At 41.0% G+C, this 16715-nt stretch carries 15 protein-coding genes; 9 read left to right on the forward strand and 6 right to left on the reverse strand.

All coding sequences use genetic code 11. The features are described from left to right. Positions 1–24 precede the first annotated feature (24 nt). From F7731_RS12865 to F7731_RS12890, 6 genes are all read right to left on the reverse strand, one after another. On the reverse strand, positions 25–1494 hold the full coding sequence (locus F7731_RS12865; protein ID WP_151535201.1) for an alanine/glycine:cation symporter family protein: 1470 nt from the start codon (positions 1492–1494) through the stop codon (positions 25–27). Between the two features lie 192 nt (positions 1495–1686). After that, positions 1687–3177, reverse strand: a complete 1491-nt coding sequence (locus F7731_RS12870; protein WP_151535202.1) for an aldehyde dehydrogenase family protein — start codon at positions 3175–3177, stop codon at positions 1687–1689. 20 nt (positions 3178–3197) lie between these two features. Beyond that, positions 3198–4091, reverse strand: coding sequence for a 4-hydroxy-tetrahydrodipicolinate synthase (gene dapA / locus F7731_RS12875; protein ID WP_151535203.1), 894 nt, complete (start codon positions 4089–4091; stop codon positions 3198–3200). A gap of 29 nt (positions 4092–4120) precedes the next feature. Next, positions 4121–5074 (reverse strand): proline racemase family protein, encoded by a 954-nt coding sequence (locus F7731_RS12880; protein ID WP_151535204.1) that lies wholly within the window; start codon positions 5072–5074, stop codon positions 4121–4123. Further along, complete coding sequence (locus tag F7731_RS12885; protein WP_151535205.1) at positions 5071–6111, reverse strand: proline racemase family protein; 1041 nt, start codon at positions 6109–6111, stop codon at positions 5071–5073. Before F7731_RS12885 ends, F7731_RS12880 begins: the two co-directional genes overlap by 4 nt. Further along, positions 6108–7283 carry an NAD(P)/FAD-dependent oxidoreductase gene (locus F7731_RS12890; protein WP_151535206.1) on the reverse strand — a complete coding sequence of 392 codons (1176 nt, stop codon included), beginning with the start codon at positions 7281–7283 and terminating at the stop codon, positions 6108–6110. The genes F7731_RS12885 and F7731_RS12890 overlap by 4 nt, the downstream gene beginning before the upstream one ends. 218 nt (positions 7284–7501) lie before the next feature. Between F7731_RS12890 and F7731_RS12895 the strand changes: the two genes are divergently transcribed. The 9 genes from F7731_RS12895 to F7731_RS12935 all read left to right on the forward strand — a co-directional run bounded on the left by F7731_RS12895 (position 7502) and on the right by F7731_RS12935 (position 16556). Next, entirely contained in the window at positions 7502–9157 is a 1656-nt protein-coding gene (locus tag F7731_RS12895) for a sigma-54 interaction domain-containing protein (protein ID WP_151535207.1), read from the forward strand. A 381-nt stretch (positions 9158–9538) separates the two neighbouring features. Further along, complete coding sequence (locus F7731_RS12900; protein ID WP_151535208.1) at positions 9539–9814, forward strand: (2Fe-2S)-binding protein; 276 nt, start codon at positions 9539–9541, stop codon at positions 9812–9814. Continuing rightward, entirely contained in the window at positions 9807–10139 is a 333-nt protein-coding gene (locus F7731_RS12905; RefSeq protein ID WP_151535209.1) for a (2Fe-2S)-binding protein, read from the forward strand. The genes F7731_RS12900 and F7731_RS12905 overlap by 8 nt, the downstream gene beginning before the upstream one ends. Further along, positions 10136–11371: an NAD(P)/FAD-dependent oxidoreductase gene (locus F7731_RS12910; RefSeq protein WP_151535210.1), complete on the forward strand. Its 1236-nt coding sequence runs from the start codon at positions 10136–10138 to the stop codon at positions 11369–11371. The genes F7731_RS12905 and F7731_RS12910 overlap by 4 nt, the downstream gene beginning before the upstream one ends. A 473-nt stretch (positions 11372–11844) precedes the next feature. After that, entirely contained in the window at positions 11845–12999 is a 1155-nt protein-coding gene (locus F7731_RS12915; protein WP_246197207.1) for a branched-chain amino acid ABC transporter substrate-binding protein, read from the forward strand. A gap of 161 nt (positions 13000–13160) precedes the next feature. Continuing rightward, on the forward strand, positions 13161–14066 hold the full coding sequence (locus tag F7731_RS12920; protein WP_151535211.1) for a branched-chain amino acid ABC transporter permease: 906 nt from the start codon (positions 13161–13163) through the stop codon (positions 14064–14066). A 1-nt stretch (position 14067) separates the two neighbouring features. Continuing rightward, positions 14068–15042, forward strand: a complete 975-nt coding sequence (locus F7731_RS12925) for a branched-chain amino acid ABC transporter permease (RefSeq protein ID WP_151535212.1) — start codon at positions 14068–14070, stop codon at positions 15040–15042. Positions 15043–15072: 30 nt separating this feature from the next. Further along, on the forward strand, positions 15073–15843 hold the full coding sequence (locus F7731_RS12930) for an ABC transporter ATP-binding protein (RefSeq protein WP_151535213.1): 771 nt from the start codon (positions 15073–15075) through the stop codon (positions 15841–15843). After that, entirely contained in the window at positions 15840–16556 is a 717-nt protein-coding gene (locus F7731_RS12935; RefSeq protein WP_151535214.1) for an ABC transporter ATP-binding protein, read from the forward strand. Before F7731_RS12930 ends, F7731_RS12935 begins: the two co-directional genes overlap by 4 nt. Positions 16557–16715 lie beyond the last annotated feature (159 nt).

The following is a 16715-nucleotide window of genomic DNA, read 5'->3' on the forward strand; positions in this document are numbered from 1 at the left end:
AATGCGTTTTCAAAAGTTAAATCATTAGCTAACAGACCTTTTGTTCTTATTGGAAGTTGCCTCTTTGCATTTTTCTTCCCAGAAATCTGCACCGTGAATTCCAAGTTTTACTGGATCAAATACCGGATCAAGTCCTGCTTTTTTCTGGGCTTCATAATCTTTAAATACTTTTATGGCTGGCTTCGTTAATAGCAAAATAGCTACAAGGTTAAGCCAAGCCATGCTTCCGAAGCCTAAATCACCTAAGGCCCATAATAGTGAAGCTGATTGAACACTTCCAAAATACACCATGGCTAAAAATACAATTTTCAATACTGTTTTCATCCAATTGAGCTTTAGCTTTTTATCAAGATAAACTAGAGTAGTTTCAGCGATATAGTAATAAGCCATCAAGGTAGTAAAGGCAAAGAAGAAAATGGCGATGGAAACAAATAAGGAACCGTAACCCGGAAGCACACTTTCTACAGCTTCCTGGGTCCAGATTGGACCCGCTTCGATCCCGCTCATTTTATCAACAATTGGCTCTTGACCTTCTGGAGTTACACTATACATCCCAGTAACGAGAATCATGAGGGCTGTCGCTGTACATACAACAATGGTATCGATATAAACGGAAAAACCTTGGACTAACCCTTGCTTAGCGGGATGGGAAACTTCAGCAGCTGCTGAACTGTATGTTCCTTCTCCAACACCAGCAACGTTCGAAAATACTGCGCGCTTAACTCCCCAGGCAATCGCAGCACCGATAATTCCTCCAAAGGCCTCGTTCACACCAAATGCGCTTGAGATGATAAGAGAGAACATGGCTGGCACTTCCGACATATTCGCAAATAAAATAACGAACGTCACAATCACATATCCTAATGCCATAAATGGAACGACTTTTTCGGCAACAGTTGCAATGCGCTTTACCCCGCCAAAAATAATAATTCCTAATAAGGCAACTAATATTATTCCTGTGATACTCTTACTTAGCCCCGTTGTATTTTCAAATCCAACTGCTATTGTGTTTGCCTGAATCCCAGGAACTAATATCCCGTAGCAAAGTGTAACAACAACGGCAATTAATGCCGCGAACCATCGCATCTTTAAGCCTTTTTCAACAAAGTAAGGTGTACCGCCTCGATATTGATTACCTTCTTTGATTTTATATACTTGGGCTAGAGTCGATTCGATAAAGGCACTTGCTCCACCTAATAATGCCATGATCCACATCCAGAAAACGGCCCCTGGTCCTCCAAAGGCAATGGCTGTTGCCACACCTGCTATGTTTCCAATCCCAACACGTCCTGCCAAAGCCATACAAAATGCCTGAAAGGAGGATACACCGGATTCCGAGCTTTTTCCTTCAAACAGTAATTTAATCATTTCTTTAAAATACCTGATTTGTACAAAGCTTGTAGCAAACGAGAAAAATAGCCCCGCTCCAAGTGCAAAAACAACTAAACCAATACTCCATACTTGATCAACTGCCCAATTTACGATGCTTTCCATCCTATACCTCCCATTGTTGCGGATAATTTTGAATATACACTTACGGAAATTTAGGAAATCTTCAGCTAAATCCATCAATAAGAAAACGGACAGCATTTTTAATGAAGCTGCCCGTTCCTTGTTAACTCTATCTTTTAAGTAAGGAAGCCCCGACAGATGTATTTTTTCAATTTAGGCTTGTTCTATTGCTTCTTACTGCTTGATATTAACAAAAACACTTTTTACTTCTGTGTAGTTCTGTAAGCCGTACTCTCCGCCCATTTCACGACCGATTCCTGATTGTTTGTATCCGCCGAAAGGCATTGTTTCCCATTCAAGACCAAAATCATTAATCCAGACTGTACCTGATTGTAGCTTGCCTGCAATGTAGTGGGCCTTCTTGATATTTTCTGTCCAAATACTTGCAGCTAAGCCGTATTCACTATCGTTTGCACGCTTAATGACTTCTTCTATCGTGTCGAAAACGAATATTGACATAACAGGACCGAAAATTTCTTCGCGAGCAATAACCATATGATCTTCAACGTCGGCGAAAATAGTTGGCTGTACAAAATACCCTTTATCGAAGGCTTTTTCACCACCTGCAACTAGTCGTGCTCCTTCTTTTTTCCCTTGTTCGATATAATTAAGAACTGTTTGCTGCTGTTTAGCTGAAATAAGTGGTCCCATATCTGTATCAGGATCCATGCCAGGACCAACTTTCAGTGCATTAGCTCTTTCTGCTAATGCTTCTACGACTTGGTCATAAAGCTTTCGCTGTACAAATACACGTGTGCAAGCACTGCAGTTTTGCCCATGATTGTACATCGTTCCGTTAAATGCGCCTTCGATTGCTTCTTCAAGATTCGCATCATCTAAAATAATCGCCGGGGATTTACCGCCAAGCTCTAGTGTTACCCCTTTGATTTGGTCTGCAGCCTTTTTCATTACTTCTTTTCCGACAGCCGTTGAACCAGTGAATGCGACTTTATCTACATCTTTATGTGTGATGATCGCTTCTCCCGCAACTCGGCCTGATCCGGGCACAATGTTCACAACACCATCTGGAAAACCAGCTTCTTTAAAAAGCTTTCCTACATAAAGCAGGGATAAAGGCGTTTCGCTTGCTGGCTTAATGACAACCGTACATCCGACAGCAAGTGCCGATCCAAGCTTCCAAGCTGCCATCGCAAGCGGGAAGTTCCATGGAATAATTTGGCCGACAACGCCAACTGGCTCATGAACGGTATAGGTGACATAATCCTTCGAAAGTTGTGTTGTCTTTCCAAAAAGTTTCGTTGCCCAGCCAGCGTAATATCGGAAGTGCTGAATTGTTCCATCAACATCATCTGACAGTGCGACTTTATATGGTTTCCCATTATCCAATGATTCTAATTGGGCAAGCTCTTCACGGTTCTGTTCTAAGAGATCAGCAAATTTATAGATTAGATGTGAACGTTCAGCCGCATCCATTTTTGTCCATTCACCTTCATCAAATGCCTTTCTTGCAGCAGCTACCGCGACATTAATATCATCCTCTTGTGCTTCGCTTACTTTCGCAATGACTTCTTCATTTGCTGGATTGACGACATCAAACGTTTTCCCACTAATCGCTGGTACATATGTACCGTTGATATATAGTCCTTTCACGCCTTCCAAGAATTCTTGGACTTTCGGTTTCAAGTTGTAGTTTGTCGCTTGCATGTTCTCTCTCCTCTACTATTTTAGTTTTTTACTGTTTCTAGACTTGAAAGAATGTCTATTAGTTTTTGTTCTTCTTCTGGTGATAAACCTAAACGAGGGTAACGTGCAGGTCCTCCAGCTTGACCAGTTAACTCCATTGCTCTCTTCACGATTTGTACATATTTCCCTGATCCCTCTAAGAATGAGCATAGCGGAAGAATACGATCATTGATTGCCCACGCTTCTTCAATTTCTCCATTTTGGAAATGGTTGAACATATCAGTCACAAGCTTTGGTACAATGTTCCCTGCAACTGAAATCCAGCCTGTAGCACCAACGAAATAGGATTCCATAACAAGCTCTTCTGCCCCGCAGAACACTTCGAAATCGCCTTTTCCTTGTCTAGCAAGATCTCTTACTTTGCCAATTTCTCCGCTTGATTCTTTAATATGTGTCACATTTTTACAATCTCTTCCGATTTGCAGCATTAATTCTGTACTTAAATTCACACCAGAAGTGAACGGGTTGTTATAAAGCATGATTGGAATATTGACAGCATCTGAGACTTCTTTGAAATGATAGTAGATTTCGTTTTCTTTTGGCTTCATATAATAAGGATTAATGATTAATGCACAGTCAGCCCCGTGTGCTTCTGCCTGCTTTGTATACTCAATTGTTTCCTTCGTTGTTTCAGCAGCCGTTCCCACAATAACAGGGATGCGTCCGTTTACTTCTTTTAATACTGTTTCTACCATTTGGAACTTTTCTTCTTTTGATAGACTGACAAATTCTCCAGTACTTCCGTTAATAACAAGGCCTGCAACCCCTTGGCCTAGAAGATAATTCACATTGTTTTTTACACCGCCCCAATCGATTTCCTGTGTCTCTGTCATCGGTGTAATTAAAACTGGATAAGCTCCTCTAATTGTTGTCATGTTATTTTCCTCCTTGTAATGGTTACTTTTTACTTTAATAAAAATCCTGCAGATAAAGGATCTGTCGGATCTAATACATATGTTTGCATGCCTGTGATAAAGCCACGGCTCGTGAATATATACTTCTGCCCGCCTTCATAATCTTTCACTAATTGAACGGTTAAGCTGCTATTAAAAATACTTTCATTTTGAAGCGGCTGCTCCACAGAGATTCCGCCTTTTGCTAGCAAGCTTGTGCAGCAGGCGGCTGCCGTACCAAACCCTGGTGAGCGTACAATATAATTGTCTCTCCGGAAGGTTACGGTCTTGATTTTTCCACTCTCCAATAAAGAATCATCAAGTAAAACAACTCCGCTAATTGCGTCATTTGAGCTAAGAGCCTCGTTTACGGTTTGTCCCCATTTCTGTACTTCAGCGAGATCGTCTAAATGAAGCTCAAATGGAACATCGGATTTATTGAAAATCGCGTATAAGCGGTCTGATTGCACAAGTGAATACTGTGTGTTGAGACCGGAATGATTTAAAGGTAAATCTGTTTGAATGACTTGACTTGGCTTGCTTTCCAGCTTGACTGAAATAACTTCATCATTTTTCATAACCGCGTGAACAGACACAACGCCGCTGATCGTCTCCAGCTTATATTCATTCGATTCCTTCGGTGATAAATGGCCGCATTCAAGTAAAGCTGTGATCACAGCCACTACTCCCCCGTATTGGAAAGGAACAGTTCCTTCATGATTGAAAAATACTACTGCAGCATCTGCCTCGCGATTAAATGGGGGCACAACGAGGCATCCATTTAATCCAGCAAATCCACGGGGTTCCTTTAATAGAAGGTTAATCTCCTCTTCATATGCACGAGGAAATTGCTCATCCAATTCCAACAAGCTTTGATAATGAATGAATGGCGCATCTTTAATAATCCGGAAAGCTTCTCCTGCTACATGGATATCCGTTGCTGTATAAGCCTTTTGAATTTTCATTTTACGTCCTCCATTTCATGTTCCTCCATTGGGGGAATAAGGAGAAATCCTTCTTTAAGCGGATCATCTTCGTTATAAAAGAATTTATGCATTCCCATGAGCCATGCGGATCCAGCAATTCGTGTCACGACAGCCGGCACGCCATTGACGTCTGATTCCTCAAGGACATTTCCACGGAATAATGATCCAACAATGCTTTCATGGACAAATTCTTCACCCATCTTAATTTCTTTCCTTGAATACATGACAGCTAATTTTGCTGACGTCCCAGTTCCACATGGTGAGCGATCAATTCCTCCTGGGGGAACAATAACTGTGTTTTTCACATCAGCTTCTTCATGTGTTGGCTCCGTGAAAAATTCAACATGAGTTAATCCCCTTATGAAAGGATGTTCTGGATGAATGATTTCCGTTTCGTCGTTAATCGTATTTCTAATTTTGATTGCTTTTTCAATAATTTTTGATGCATTTTCCGGCAGCAGCTCTAATCCAACCGATTTTGCATCGATAATAGCGTAGAAGTTCCCTCCGTAAGCGATATCTCCATCCACCATTCCGATACCCTCTACATCAACGGAAACGCTTTTCAGTAGGAATGCTGGGATATTGCAGAAGGACACTTCCTTTGCTTTTCCATTTTCAACTGTAATTTCTACTTCCACTAGCCCAGCAGGTGTATCTAGATTGATTGAAGTAATAGGCTCTTGAACAGGTATTAAACCTGACTCCACTAATGCTGTGCAAACACCGATCGTGTCATGCCCGCACATCGGCAAATAACCACCCGTTTCAATATAAATCACGCCGATATCGGCTTCAGGATGACAAGGATCTGTTAATAAAGCTCCAGACATGACATCATGGCCTCTCGGTTCATTCATTAATAATTTGCGAATCCAGTCATACTCTCTTTTCATATGGAGCATTTTTTCGGACATCGTTTCTCCCTTTAGTTCCGGAAGACCGCTAATTAATGTCCGCGTTGGATTCCCTCCCGTATGCGTATCAATTGTTGTAAAAACTCTATCTGCCCTCATCTGCTCAACACCCTTTCTGTAAAGCGGCTATAGCGTAACGGTTCAACAGGGATACATGTTTCTTTATCATTAATAAGCTCTTCGATAACCTTCCCAGTAACAGCAGCAAGGCTAATGCCATCCCCTTCATGACCAGCCGCAATATAATAGTTTGGAATGTGGTCCACTTTAGAAACGATTGGCAAATGGTCCTCTGTCCATGGACGTAAGCCTGCATAAGATCGAATGACCATCATATCCGCCATTTTCGGATAAAAGCGGATAGCACGATTAGCAATGCATTTTATAATCTCATTACTGACTTTCGTATTAAATCCGACGAACTCCCTGCTGCTACCGATAAGGAAGTTTTGGCTTTCCGTTGGTTCAAAAACGAGCGCGACCCCGTATTTTTCAGTAATCGGGTCTACTCTGCGCTGCCCGCCGAACTTAGAAATTAAGTAGCCAAACTCCATTACTTTCCTAGAACCTACATGCTCCTGCCTTGAAGCCACGATAATATGGCCCTTCCTTGGCTCTATCGGGATGGAAAGATCAAGCATCTCACCCAATTTGGGAGCCCATATCCCCGCTGCATTTACAACATGATTTGCTGTAAACACACCATTCGTTGTTTCAACAGTGAAAACTCCATTTAATTCTTTCTTCATTGATTTCACTTCTGTTTGCTTATACGCCTTCGCCCCAAATTTCTTTGCTGCATCAAGTAAAGAAAAAGCAAGAAGATAAGGATTAACAGTAGAATCTGTTGCACATTCCAATCCGCCTAATAAATCGTCTGCAAAGAACTTGGAGTCTTGGAGGATGTCTTGGCGGTCAAGCATGCGGAATGGCAGGCCGGCTTCTTTTTGCCGATCTACCCATTTCTGCGCTGCCTCCATTTCCTCCTCAGATTCACAAACAAGGATGCTTCCCGGTGCACGGTATTCAAATTTATGCTCTAATTCTCTGCTTAACTCATCTACTAATTTCTGACTGACTAGCGACATTTGACTATCAAAACCTGGATCTTTATCAATAGCAAGGATGTTCCCGTCACATCTTGATGATGTCCCGCTAACAAATTCCCCTTTTTCAAGGATTGTTACGTCTCTTCCGGACTTGGAAGTATAATAGGCAATTGAACAGCCAATAATTCCGCCGCCGATGACTAATACATCACAATGATTCACATAACCAATCTCCCTTCGCATAGCTGCTATCTTTTCTAATGCAAAATGTGTGCCAACATATTAACTTCTTCAAAAGACAAAAAAATAATCTCTTAATCTTTCAATTTTTTCAAAAAATGATATTCTATTTGATGTGAATTTTAAAAAAATTTGATAATCTTGTGTAAAGGATTTTATACAGTGTGTAATTTTTTTTACACAAAAGGAGGGGTCATCTTATGCTTTCTTTACCATCGATAAAAAAAATAATTGAAAATAATTTAATAAAGTTGTCATCTGAGGAATGGATTACAGAAAAGGATGGAGAATACTATGTTGGCTCATCTGGATTTCCAAGTTCAACTGTTCGGTTGGGAGACTCATTCGAATCATTAGTCAAACTAAATAAAAATCTTTCAACAGTAGTAGTTTTAGGTTTAGAAGAAAAAACTATTGGTTATTTCACTTCTTCTCAAATTATTGATTTCCTTCATCATACCTATAATCAATTAAAAGCATTCTATGAAACAGTAATCCGCACAATGGATGCTTCGGTTACAGTGATTGATGCCGATGAGCGCGTTCGTACTTGGACTGAAGGGGCAGAAAAAATCTTTTCGGTCAAGGAAAGTGACATACTAGGGCGTCCCATTACCGATTTTTTCGAACATAAAGACCTAGAAATTTTGCAATCTCTCTATAAAGGGAAAAGAATTACAGGGCAGCACCATCAGCCTCGTTCAGATTTATTCGTCCTGATCAACTCTAATCCTGTTTATCTTAACGATCAAATCATTGGGGCAGTTGTTTCGGAAACAGACGTTACTAGTCAAGTTGTCCTAAATGAGAAACTATTTAATATGTCTACAGAAGTCCACCGTTTAGAACAAGAGGTGGCAAAATATAAACATTCCGTCGATCCATTTAATTTAATTAAAGGCAATAGCACCGCATTACAAAGAACGATACAGTTAGCGAAAAAAGTATGCTCCGTCAAGTCAACAGTGCTGATTCTTGGAGAAAGCGGTGTCGGCAAAGAGGTATTTGCAAAAGCGATCCATGATGCTAGCGAAGGAGTAAACGCACCATTTATTTCAATCAACTGCGGGGCAATCCCTCCCTCTTTATTTGAAAGTGAATTTTTCGGATATGAGCGTGGTGCTTTCTCTGGGGCTGATCAAAAGGGGAAAAAGGGGAAAATCGAATTAGCGAAAGGCGGCACATTGTTTTTAGATGAAATTGGAGAATTGCCGCTTGAGATGCAAGTTAAATTACTGCGCGTACTTCAAGAAAGAAGGTTTTACCGGGTTGGTGGCGAAAAAGAAATTGATACGGATTTTCGGGTGATTGCGGCTACAAATAGAAATTTATTCGATCTCATGAATGAGGGTCAATTTCGGGAAGATCTATATTACCGCCTAAATGTTGTTAGTTTACATATCCCTCCTTTAAGGGAAAGACGCGAAGATATTATTGAGCTCACACACTATTTTTTAAATGACTTTTCTATTATATATCAAAGACCTATACACCAGTTTTCACAAGAGGTCATGCAGGATATGCTCCGTTACGACTGGCCAGGAAATATTCGGGAGCTAAGGAATGCCGTTGAACGTCTCGTTGTTTTTGCCACCGACGGCTCAGTTAAAAAGGAATACTTGCCTTTTCACTCTCAATCAAATGAGCATGTAATCAATAAAACCCTTGTACAAGATGGTGCAAATGAATTAGATCAGACCATTTTGCCTCTTCAAGATGAAATGGATCTGCATGAAAGAAAAGTCCTTGAAAAAGCACTCCAAATCACGAACGGCAATAAATTAGAATGTGCAAAAAAGCTCGGAATCACGAGGGCTACCCTGTATAATCGCCTCAAACGTCTAGGAATATCATAAAGTGAAACTTCATTCAGTGGGGCGTACTTTCCCACTGAATGTTAATTGAACTTATCACGCTCAAAGCGCCACGTCCTCCCAAAAGCTCTGCTTTTGGTCGTGCGATGTCTAGCTGCCGCAGTATTCCTTGTCCTGTGGCTTTCGCCTGACTAGGACATCGTGTCCGTTGTCGGGCCTTTACGGGCAGTTGATCTCCCACCTAAACATCCCCGATTTATCTAAAATTTTGAAGTGGTAGTCTTACTGCCCGTTAATCTTCGATAACCTATTACTCTAAATTGGTACGTTTTTTGCATAGTAATTTCATAGTGAGCGGATTGGTCTGCCAATCTCAAACTAAATTTGTGGTATTTAAGAGTAAAAACTAGAGGAGGTTTCCTAATGAACAACCATGAGGCAATTATCATCTGCCGCTGTGAAGAAGTTACTTACGGACAGCTGCGTTCTACGGCAGAAGAACATCAATGCACAGCTAGGGAATTAAAACTGCGAACGAGAGCAGGAATGGGTTTTTGCGGAGGACGCACATGCAGAATTCCGTTAGATAGAATTATAGAAAATGTGATCCCAAATGTTTCTCAAGGGGATATTCCATTGAAGTACCAGCCGCCGATCCGTCCGGTCACATTTGGAATGGTAGGTGAAAAAAATGACTAGAATAATTGATCATCCGGTTTTAGGTAAATTAGACGAACGTAAGGCTGTTCCTTTTACTTTTGATGAAAAAACGTATGAAGCATTTGAAAATGAAACAATTGCTGCAGCCCTTTTGGCGAACGGGATTAGAAAACTGCGCGTTCATGAGGATTGCGGGACGCCACGCGGATTCTACTGTAATATTGGCCACTGTATGGAATGTCGTGTCACTGTCAACAACCAAGCAAACGTCAGAGCCTGTTTAACAGTTGTCGAAAAAGACATGGTCGTTGAAAGCGGGAAGCATCTACCTAATATTGTAAGAAAGATGGTGGAACAGCAATGATGGATGTAATTGTGATTGGAGGGGGGCCAGCTGGATTAGCCGGAGCCATCGCAAGTGCTTCTTCGGGCCTGAAGGTAACTGTCATTGATGAATTTGTGAAGCCTGGTGGCAGATTGCTCGGCCAGCTCCATGAAGAACCATCTGGGGAATGGTGGAATGGGATTAAAGAATCAGAGCGACTCCATCTCGAAGCAAAAAAATTAGCTGTCGATATTCGCTGTGGGGTATCTGTTTATAATTTAGAAAAAGACGATGAGCTATGGAATGTACATACAAGCATTGGAACATTAACAGCTCCAAATGTACTATTAGCTACTGGTGCAGCTGAATACCCAATTCCACTTCCAGGATGGACGCTCCCTGGCGTTATGTCCATTGGCGCAGCCCAAGTCATGACGAATGTACATCGTGTTCAAGTCGGGAAGAATGGGATCATTATCGGAGCGAATATTTTAGCCTTTGCGATTTTAAATGAATTGCAATTAGCTGGTATTCATGTCGATCGGATCGTTCTTCCTGAAAAAGGCCCATTAAGTGGGGATGCAGGCGAACCAGAAGAAGTCATGAAATCATTGCTAAATGCTGCACATCTAGCCCCATCCCCACTTTTACGGATGGGAAGTAAGTTTATGAAAAATGATTGGTTCCGTAAGATGGGAATGAAGTTTTTCCCGAAAAATGGCGTGAAAGTAAATGGGACACCTTTGCTCCTACGAAAAGCCGCTTTAGAAATAATCGGAACAGAACAGGTTGAAGGGGTACGAGTAGCTGATACAGATGAGTTCGGAAACGTTATACCTGGTACGGAAACCATTTATGAGGCTGATTTTGTTTGTATTGCAGGCGGCTTATATCCGTTAGCGGAACTTGCCGCTGTTGCAGGCTGTCCATTCCAGTATATTCCCGAGCTTGGCGGCCATATACCCCATCATTCTGAAACGATGGATACCCCGCTTAGCGGTCTTTATGTAGCTGGAAATATTACCGGAATTGAAAGTGGAAAAATCGCTATGGCACAAGGAACAATCGCTGGTTATTCCATTGCTAAACATGCTGATAAGGGCGGAGCCGCCATTGAAGAAAAGCTACAGCAGGCTATACAGAATATCCATATCGTCCGCGAACAAGCAGCTATTCAATTTAACTCGGAAATTGATAAGGGAAGAAGAAAAATGTACGAGCTTTGGGAAAGACTATATTCAAGTAAAAAATCTGAATCGAAAATAAGCTAAGTAAGATTGATGCGGGGCCGGGCCCCTCCCCGCATCAATTCTAATCTGGATATATCGGGTAATTAATAAACTATTTCCCGGATAACTAACTTCATATATTTTCCAACTTCACCAATCTATTACTATTCAAACATAGCACTTCGGAAGGACAAGCCAATATTCCTATAATAAGAAAGTCACAGACAAATAAATTTTTACTAGAAATTATTTTCAGAATATTATACACTTTCTGAAAGATGCTGTTTTTTTCTTTCACTCACAATCCTTCAAACACGTCAGCGCTTTAGTAAAGAAAGGGCTAGATCATACATAATATTCTGCACCTCACAACAATGAACTTACAACCTTCCCTTTCCTTTGAAATTTAGAAATCTAGTTTTAAGGAGGTGAAAGTTCGTTCCTATCCTATTTTTTAAAGTCATTCAATAAAACTAGTCAGAAAGTACAGTAAATGAAAAAAACATTTAAAAGGGGTGTTTCATTTGAAAAAGTATTCCATGATAACAATTGGTATGCTACTTATCTTATCTCTTTTTCTAAGCGCATGTTCTAGTGAAGGCAGCTCTGGAGGAACAGGCAGTTCTGAAGAGATTTTAGTCGGCGTTCTTTTGCCGGTAACAGGCAATAACGCTACTGATGGAAAAGACATGTTAAATGCGATGCAAATGGCGGCCGAAAAAATAAATAATGACGGCGGCGTTCTTGGTAAAAAGCTTAAGCTTGAAGTAGCAGACGATGCCTGTGATCCACAAATGGCCACAACAGCCGCCAATAAACTTGTATCCATGAAAGTGACCGCGGTTGTAGGAGGCTACTGCTCTGGATCAACATTGCCAGCCTCAGGTGTTTTTAATAATGCGAAAATCCCAATGATTGTTGCAGCCGCAAATTCATCCGAATTACCAGCACAAGGCTACGAAAATCTATTTCTAATTAATGGCCTCGTTCCTGATCAAGCGCAAACGGGTGCTGATTATTTCAATGATAAGGGCGCGAAAAACATTGTCATCATTCATGATAACTCTGCCTATGCAAAAAATTTAGCTGATTTTGCTAAAAAATCAGTTGAAGGAAATGGCGGCAAAGTTATCGGCTTCGAAGCCATTAATCCAGAGGAAAAGGATTTTGCTTCATTAATGACTAAACTTAAATCACTCAACCCTGATGGCACTTATTTTACTGGCTATTACGCTGCTGGCGGTCTAATGCTTAAGCAATTTAAGGAAAAAGGCGTTTCTGGATTTTTCATGGTTGGAGATGGCAGCTATTCACCGGATATTATTGATATCGCAGGAGCTATTAATGCTGACGGCCTATTAGTAACAGCCACTCCTACAGCGAACTTTATCCCTGGCGCTGATGAATTTGTTAAAGATTATAAGAGTAAGTACAACGACTTAACACCTGGTCCATTCTCAGCTTTATCCTATAACGGGATGAATCTATTAGCTGATGCATTAAAAAGAGCCAACTCAACAAATAGCGAAGACTTGAGAAAAGCATTAAAAGAAACGAAAGGCTTCGAAGGCATTGGTCAAGTGATTGAATTCAATGACCAAAACTCTCTAAATCAATCAAACTTCCATGTAATGAAAGTGGTAGATGGCGATTTCACTTTAGAAAAGTAAAAGCCATCCAATCGTTAGCACCGTTTAAAAATAGTACTTAAACTGCCAACGATCATGCAGCCTCTTTTATGCATCTTGGAGCTGTTCAAAACAAGAAGAACAGCTCCAATTTTACTCCACTTAATCCGCCAAATAAAGCACAGAGGAGAGTTAGAATTACTATGGAAATGTTTTTGCAAATACTAATTGACGGACTTGTTATTGGTGCTTTTTATAGCTTAGTAGCTTTGGGGTATACGATGGTATACGGGATTATTAAGCTTCTAAACTTTGCCCATGGAGATCTTTATATGATGGGTGCTTTCATTGGATTTACCCTCCTCTCCTTCATTACAGGTGATGGCGGGGTGAATACTGGCTTGTTGGGAGTTGCCATTGTCTTCATTGGAACGATGACTATCGTCGGGTTACTTGGGATGGGTGTCGAAAGGATTGCCTACCGCCCACTGCTGCTTGCACCTAGGCTTTCCATCCTCATAACAGCCATCGGTGTATCATTATCACTTGAGTATACTTCTATGATCGGCTGGGGCGCATCCTACAAAGTTTACCCGATAAAACTTCCAAATGACGGCTTGCAATTCTTAGGAACTCAAATTTCTTTTGCCCAAATCGGTATGATCGTTCTATCTGCCTTATTAATGCTTGGACTTCGGCTTTTTATTGATAAAACGATTTATGGAAAAGCGATGCGCGCGATTGCTCTTGATCAAACAGCATGCAGCCTGATGGGTGTGAATGTCCATCGAATTATTGCCCTAACCTTTTTTATCGGTGCCTTTTTGGCCGCAGGAGCAGGGATTATGTCAGGCGTTTATTACGGAACGATTAACTTTATGATGGGCTTCACTATTGGACTGAAAGCTTTTACGGCAGCTGTATTAGGGGGCATTGGAAATATTACTGGTGCGATGCTTGGCGGACTTGTTCTCGGTATTCTAGAAGCTTTCGGCACTTTTTACATTGGCGGTTCTTGGAAAGATGTGCTAGCCTTCGGAATTCTCATCTTGTTCTTAGTATTTAAGCCAACAGGGATACTCGGAGCAAAAGAAATGGAGAGGATGTAAGATGAAAAAGTATAAGAAACAATCCCTTGGCCTACTCATCATCTCCCTATTCATTCTTCCATTTTTCCTTAATAGCTATTGGCTTGATGTCTTTACGCTTGTCCTTTTCTATGTTGTTCTTACTCAAGGATTAAATATCGTAGTCGGCTATACTGGCTTGCTTGACTTAGGATATGCTGCATTTTTCGCAGTAGGCGCCTATACAACTGCGATTCTAATGACTACTTATCATTGGTCATTCTGGCTGACGTTACCTGTTGCGTTCGTTTGTGCCGCACTTTCAGGAATTATTATTGGTACCCCCACCCTTCGCTTAAGGAGTGATTATTTAGCTATTGTCACACTAGGCTTCGGTGAAATCGTTAAAATTCTAGCAACAAACTTAGAAATAACAGGCTCAGCCTCCGGTATATACGGGATTCCAAGACCAGCCATCGGCAGCTATATACTCTCATCCCAAAAGGATTTTTATTATTTAATTTTGATTGTCGCCATCATCTCTATTATTGCTGTATACAGATTGGGACGTTCAAGAATTGGACGGGCATGGATTTATATTCGAGAGGATGAAGATGCTGCTGAAGCGATGGGAATTAATCGGATTCGGCTGAAGTTGCTTTCCTATGCTACAGGTGCCGTCATCGGAAGCTTCGCTGGATCGATTTTTGCAGTCAAAATGAGTGCCATCGCACCGCTAAGCTTTAGCTTTTTACAATCAGTTATGATCCTTCTTGCCGTTGTACTAGGTGGCCTTGGAAGCATTCCTGGTGTTGTTATTGGGGCTGTATTAGTTATCGTCCTTCCAGAGATTTTGCGCGGGGCAGATGATTGGCGCTATTTAATATTTGGGGTTTCCTTAGTTGCAATGATGATCTTCCGCCCTCAAGGCATTTTGCCATCTAAAAATGGAACGGAAGATGCATCTGAATTGGACGAAAGTGAAACAAATGATCCAAAACAATCCGTGTCGGTTTAAATTTACTTCGGAAGAAGGGAGACTCCAAGCATGTCACTATTAACAGTGAAAAATTTAAAGCTTCAGTTTGGCGGATTACTTGCTGTAAACGATTTATCCTTTACTGTTGAAAAGAACTCGATCTCCAGTATTATCGGTCCCAATGGTGCCGGAAAAACATCTGTATTTAATATGATTACAGGTTTTTATCGGCCCACTAGCGGAGAAATTGAATTAGACGGAATTAGCCTAATAAATAAAAAGCCAAGCCAAATTACGACATTAGGAATGGCCCGTACTTTTCAAAACCTGCGACTATTTCCAAATTTATCTGTATTAGATAATGTGAAGTCCGGTATGCATTGCCGTACGAAACAAGCCGTTTTCGGCGCCTTGTTTCAAACAAAAAGTCAAAAAGCGGAAGAGAAATTAATTGAGAAGGTCGCTTTAGACTGCATTGAATTTGTTGGAATAACAAAATATTTGAAAAGGTCAGCAAAAAATCTTCCTTATGGTGCTCAACGTTATTTGGAGATTGCTAGAGCATTAGCTACTAAACCAAAGCTATTACTGCTAGATGAGCCGGCTGCTGGGCTCAATTTTGAAGAAAAACAATATTTAATTCAGCTTATTCGCCGCGTTCGTGATGAATTCAACATCACCGTCTTAATGATTGAGCATGATATGGCACTAATTAAACAAATCTCAGAACATATTACTGTTATTGATTATGGCTGCAAAATTGCGGAAGGCACACCAGAGGAAGTGCTGAAAAATGAAAAGGTCATCGAAGCATACCTTGGTAAGGAGGAAGTCGTGTGAAGCCTTTATTAAAACTAACCGATGTGAATTCTTACTACGGGAAAATTCATGCCCTCAATAATATTAATCTAGAAATCAATGAAGGAGAAATTGTCGCTCTGCTTGGGAGTAATGGTGCAGGAAAAAGCACTACTTTAAAAACGATTTCTGGCTTAATTAAGCCAAAATCAGGAAGTATTGAATGGAATGGCAAAAGCATAGTCGGGGCCCCTGTGCATAAGATAGTTGAATCAGGAATCATTCATGTTCCTGAAGGGAGACGAATCTTCAGTGGCCTAACAGTTACCGAAAATCTCGAGTTAGGCGGATTTACATACCGTAAAGATAAAAAGTGGGTAAAGGAAGGAATTGAGCGCTCCTTTGATTTGTTTCCGCGATTAAAGGAACGCGCTAAACAACTAGCTGGCACGTTAAGCGGAGGGGAGCAGCAAATGGTTGCCATCAGCCGTGGCCTGATGGCGAATCCAAAACTCTTGATGCTTGATGAGCCTTCGATGGGTCTTGCACCGATTATCGTTCAAGAGATTATGAGAATTATCCGGGAAATTAACAAGCAAGGAACAACCATTCTATTAATTGAGCAAAACGCCAAAGCCGCTCTTCGACTTGCCAACAGAGGATATTTAATTGAAATCGGGAATATTGTTATGCATGATACGGCAGAAGTTCTGCGGGAGGATGATAAAATTATTAAGGCGTATTTGGGAGCTTGAGTAGGTTAATAATTTGTTTTTCATTTTTACTATTTAAGCTATAATATCAGGGGAACGAGCGTAAGGACACCTTCCTGTTGACCAAGCATACGAAAAACAACAGAGACGGGCGTCAGGATGCCCTTCTGTTGACCGAGCGTACAAAAAAGCAACAGCGGT

The sequence above is a fragment of the Cytobacillus depressus genome (assembly GCF_008923245.1).
In the GTDB taxonomy this organism is placed as follows: domain Bacteria; phylum Bacillota; class Bacilli; order Bacillales; family Cytobacillaceae; genus Cytobacillus; species Cytobacillus depressus.

Bases quoted from the DNA above. Each gene is read 5' to 3' on its own strand.
- F7731_RS12865 (WP_151535201.1), bottom strand. From the start codon at position 1,494: ATGGAAAGCATCGTAAATTGGGCAGTTGATCAAGTATGGAGTATTGGT.
- F7731_RS12870 (WP_151535202.1), bottom strand. From the start codon at position 3,177: ATGCAAGCGACAAACTACAACTTGAAACCGAAAGTCCAAGAATTCTTG.
- dapA (WP_151535203.1), bottom strand. From the start codon at position 4,091: ATGACAACAATTAGAGGAGCTTATCCAGTTTTAATTACACCGATGACA.
- F7731_RS12880 (WP_151535204.1), bottom strand. From the start codon at position 5,074: ATGAAAATTCAAAAGGCTTATACAGCAACGGATATCCATGTAGCAGGA.
- F7731_RS12885 (WP_151535205.1), bottom strand. From the start codon at position 6,111: ATGAGGGCAGATAGAGTTTTTACAACAATTGATACGCATACGGGAGGG.
- F7731_RS12895 (WP_151535207.1), top strand. From the start codon at position 7,502: ATGCTTTCTTTACCATCGATAAAAAAAATAATTGAAAATAATTTAATA.
- F7731_RS12900 (WP_151535208.1), top strand. From the start codon at position 9,539: ATGAACAACCATGAGGCAATTATCATCTGCCGCTGTGAAGAAGTTACT.
- F7731_RS12905 (WP_151535209.1), top strand. From the start codon at position 9,807: ATGACTAGAATAATTGATCATCCGGTTTTAGGTAAATTAGACGAACGT.
- F7731_RS12910 (WP_151535210.1), top strand. From the start codon at position 10,136: ATGATGGATGTAATTGTGATTGGAGGGGGGCCAGCTGGATTAGCCGGA.
- F7731_RS12920 (WP_151535211.1), top strand. From the start codon at position 13,161: ATGGAAATGTTTTTGCAAATACTAATTGACGGACTTGTTATTGGTGCT.
- F7731_RS12925 (WP_151535212.1), top strand. From the start codon at position 14,068: ATGAAAAAGTATAAGAAACAATCCCTTGGCCTACTCATCATCTCCCTA.
- F7731_RS12930 (WP_151535213.1), top strand. From the start codon at position 15,073: ATGTCACTATTAACAGTGAAAAATTTAAAGCTTCAGTTTGGCGGATTA.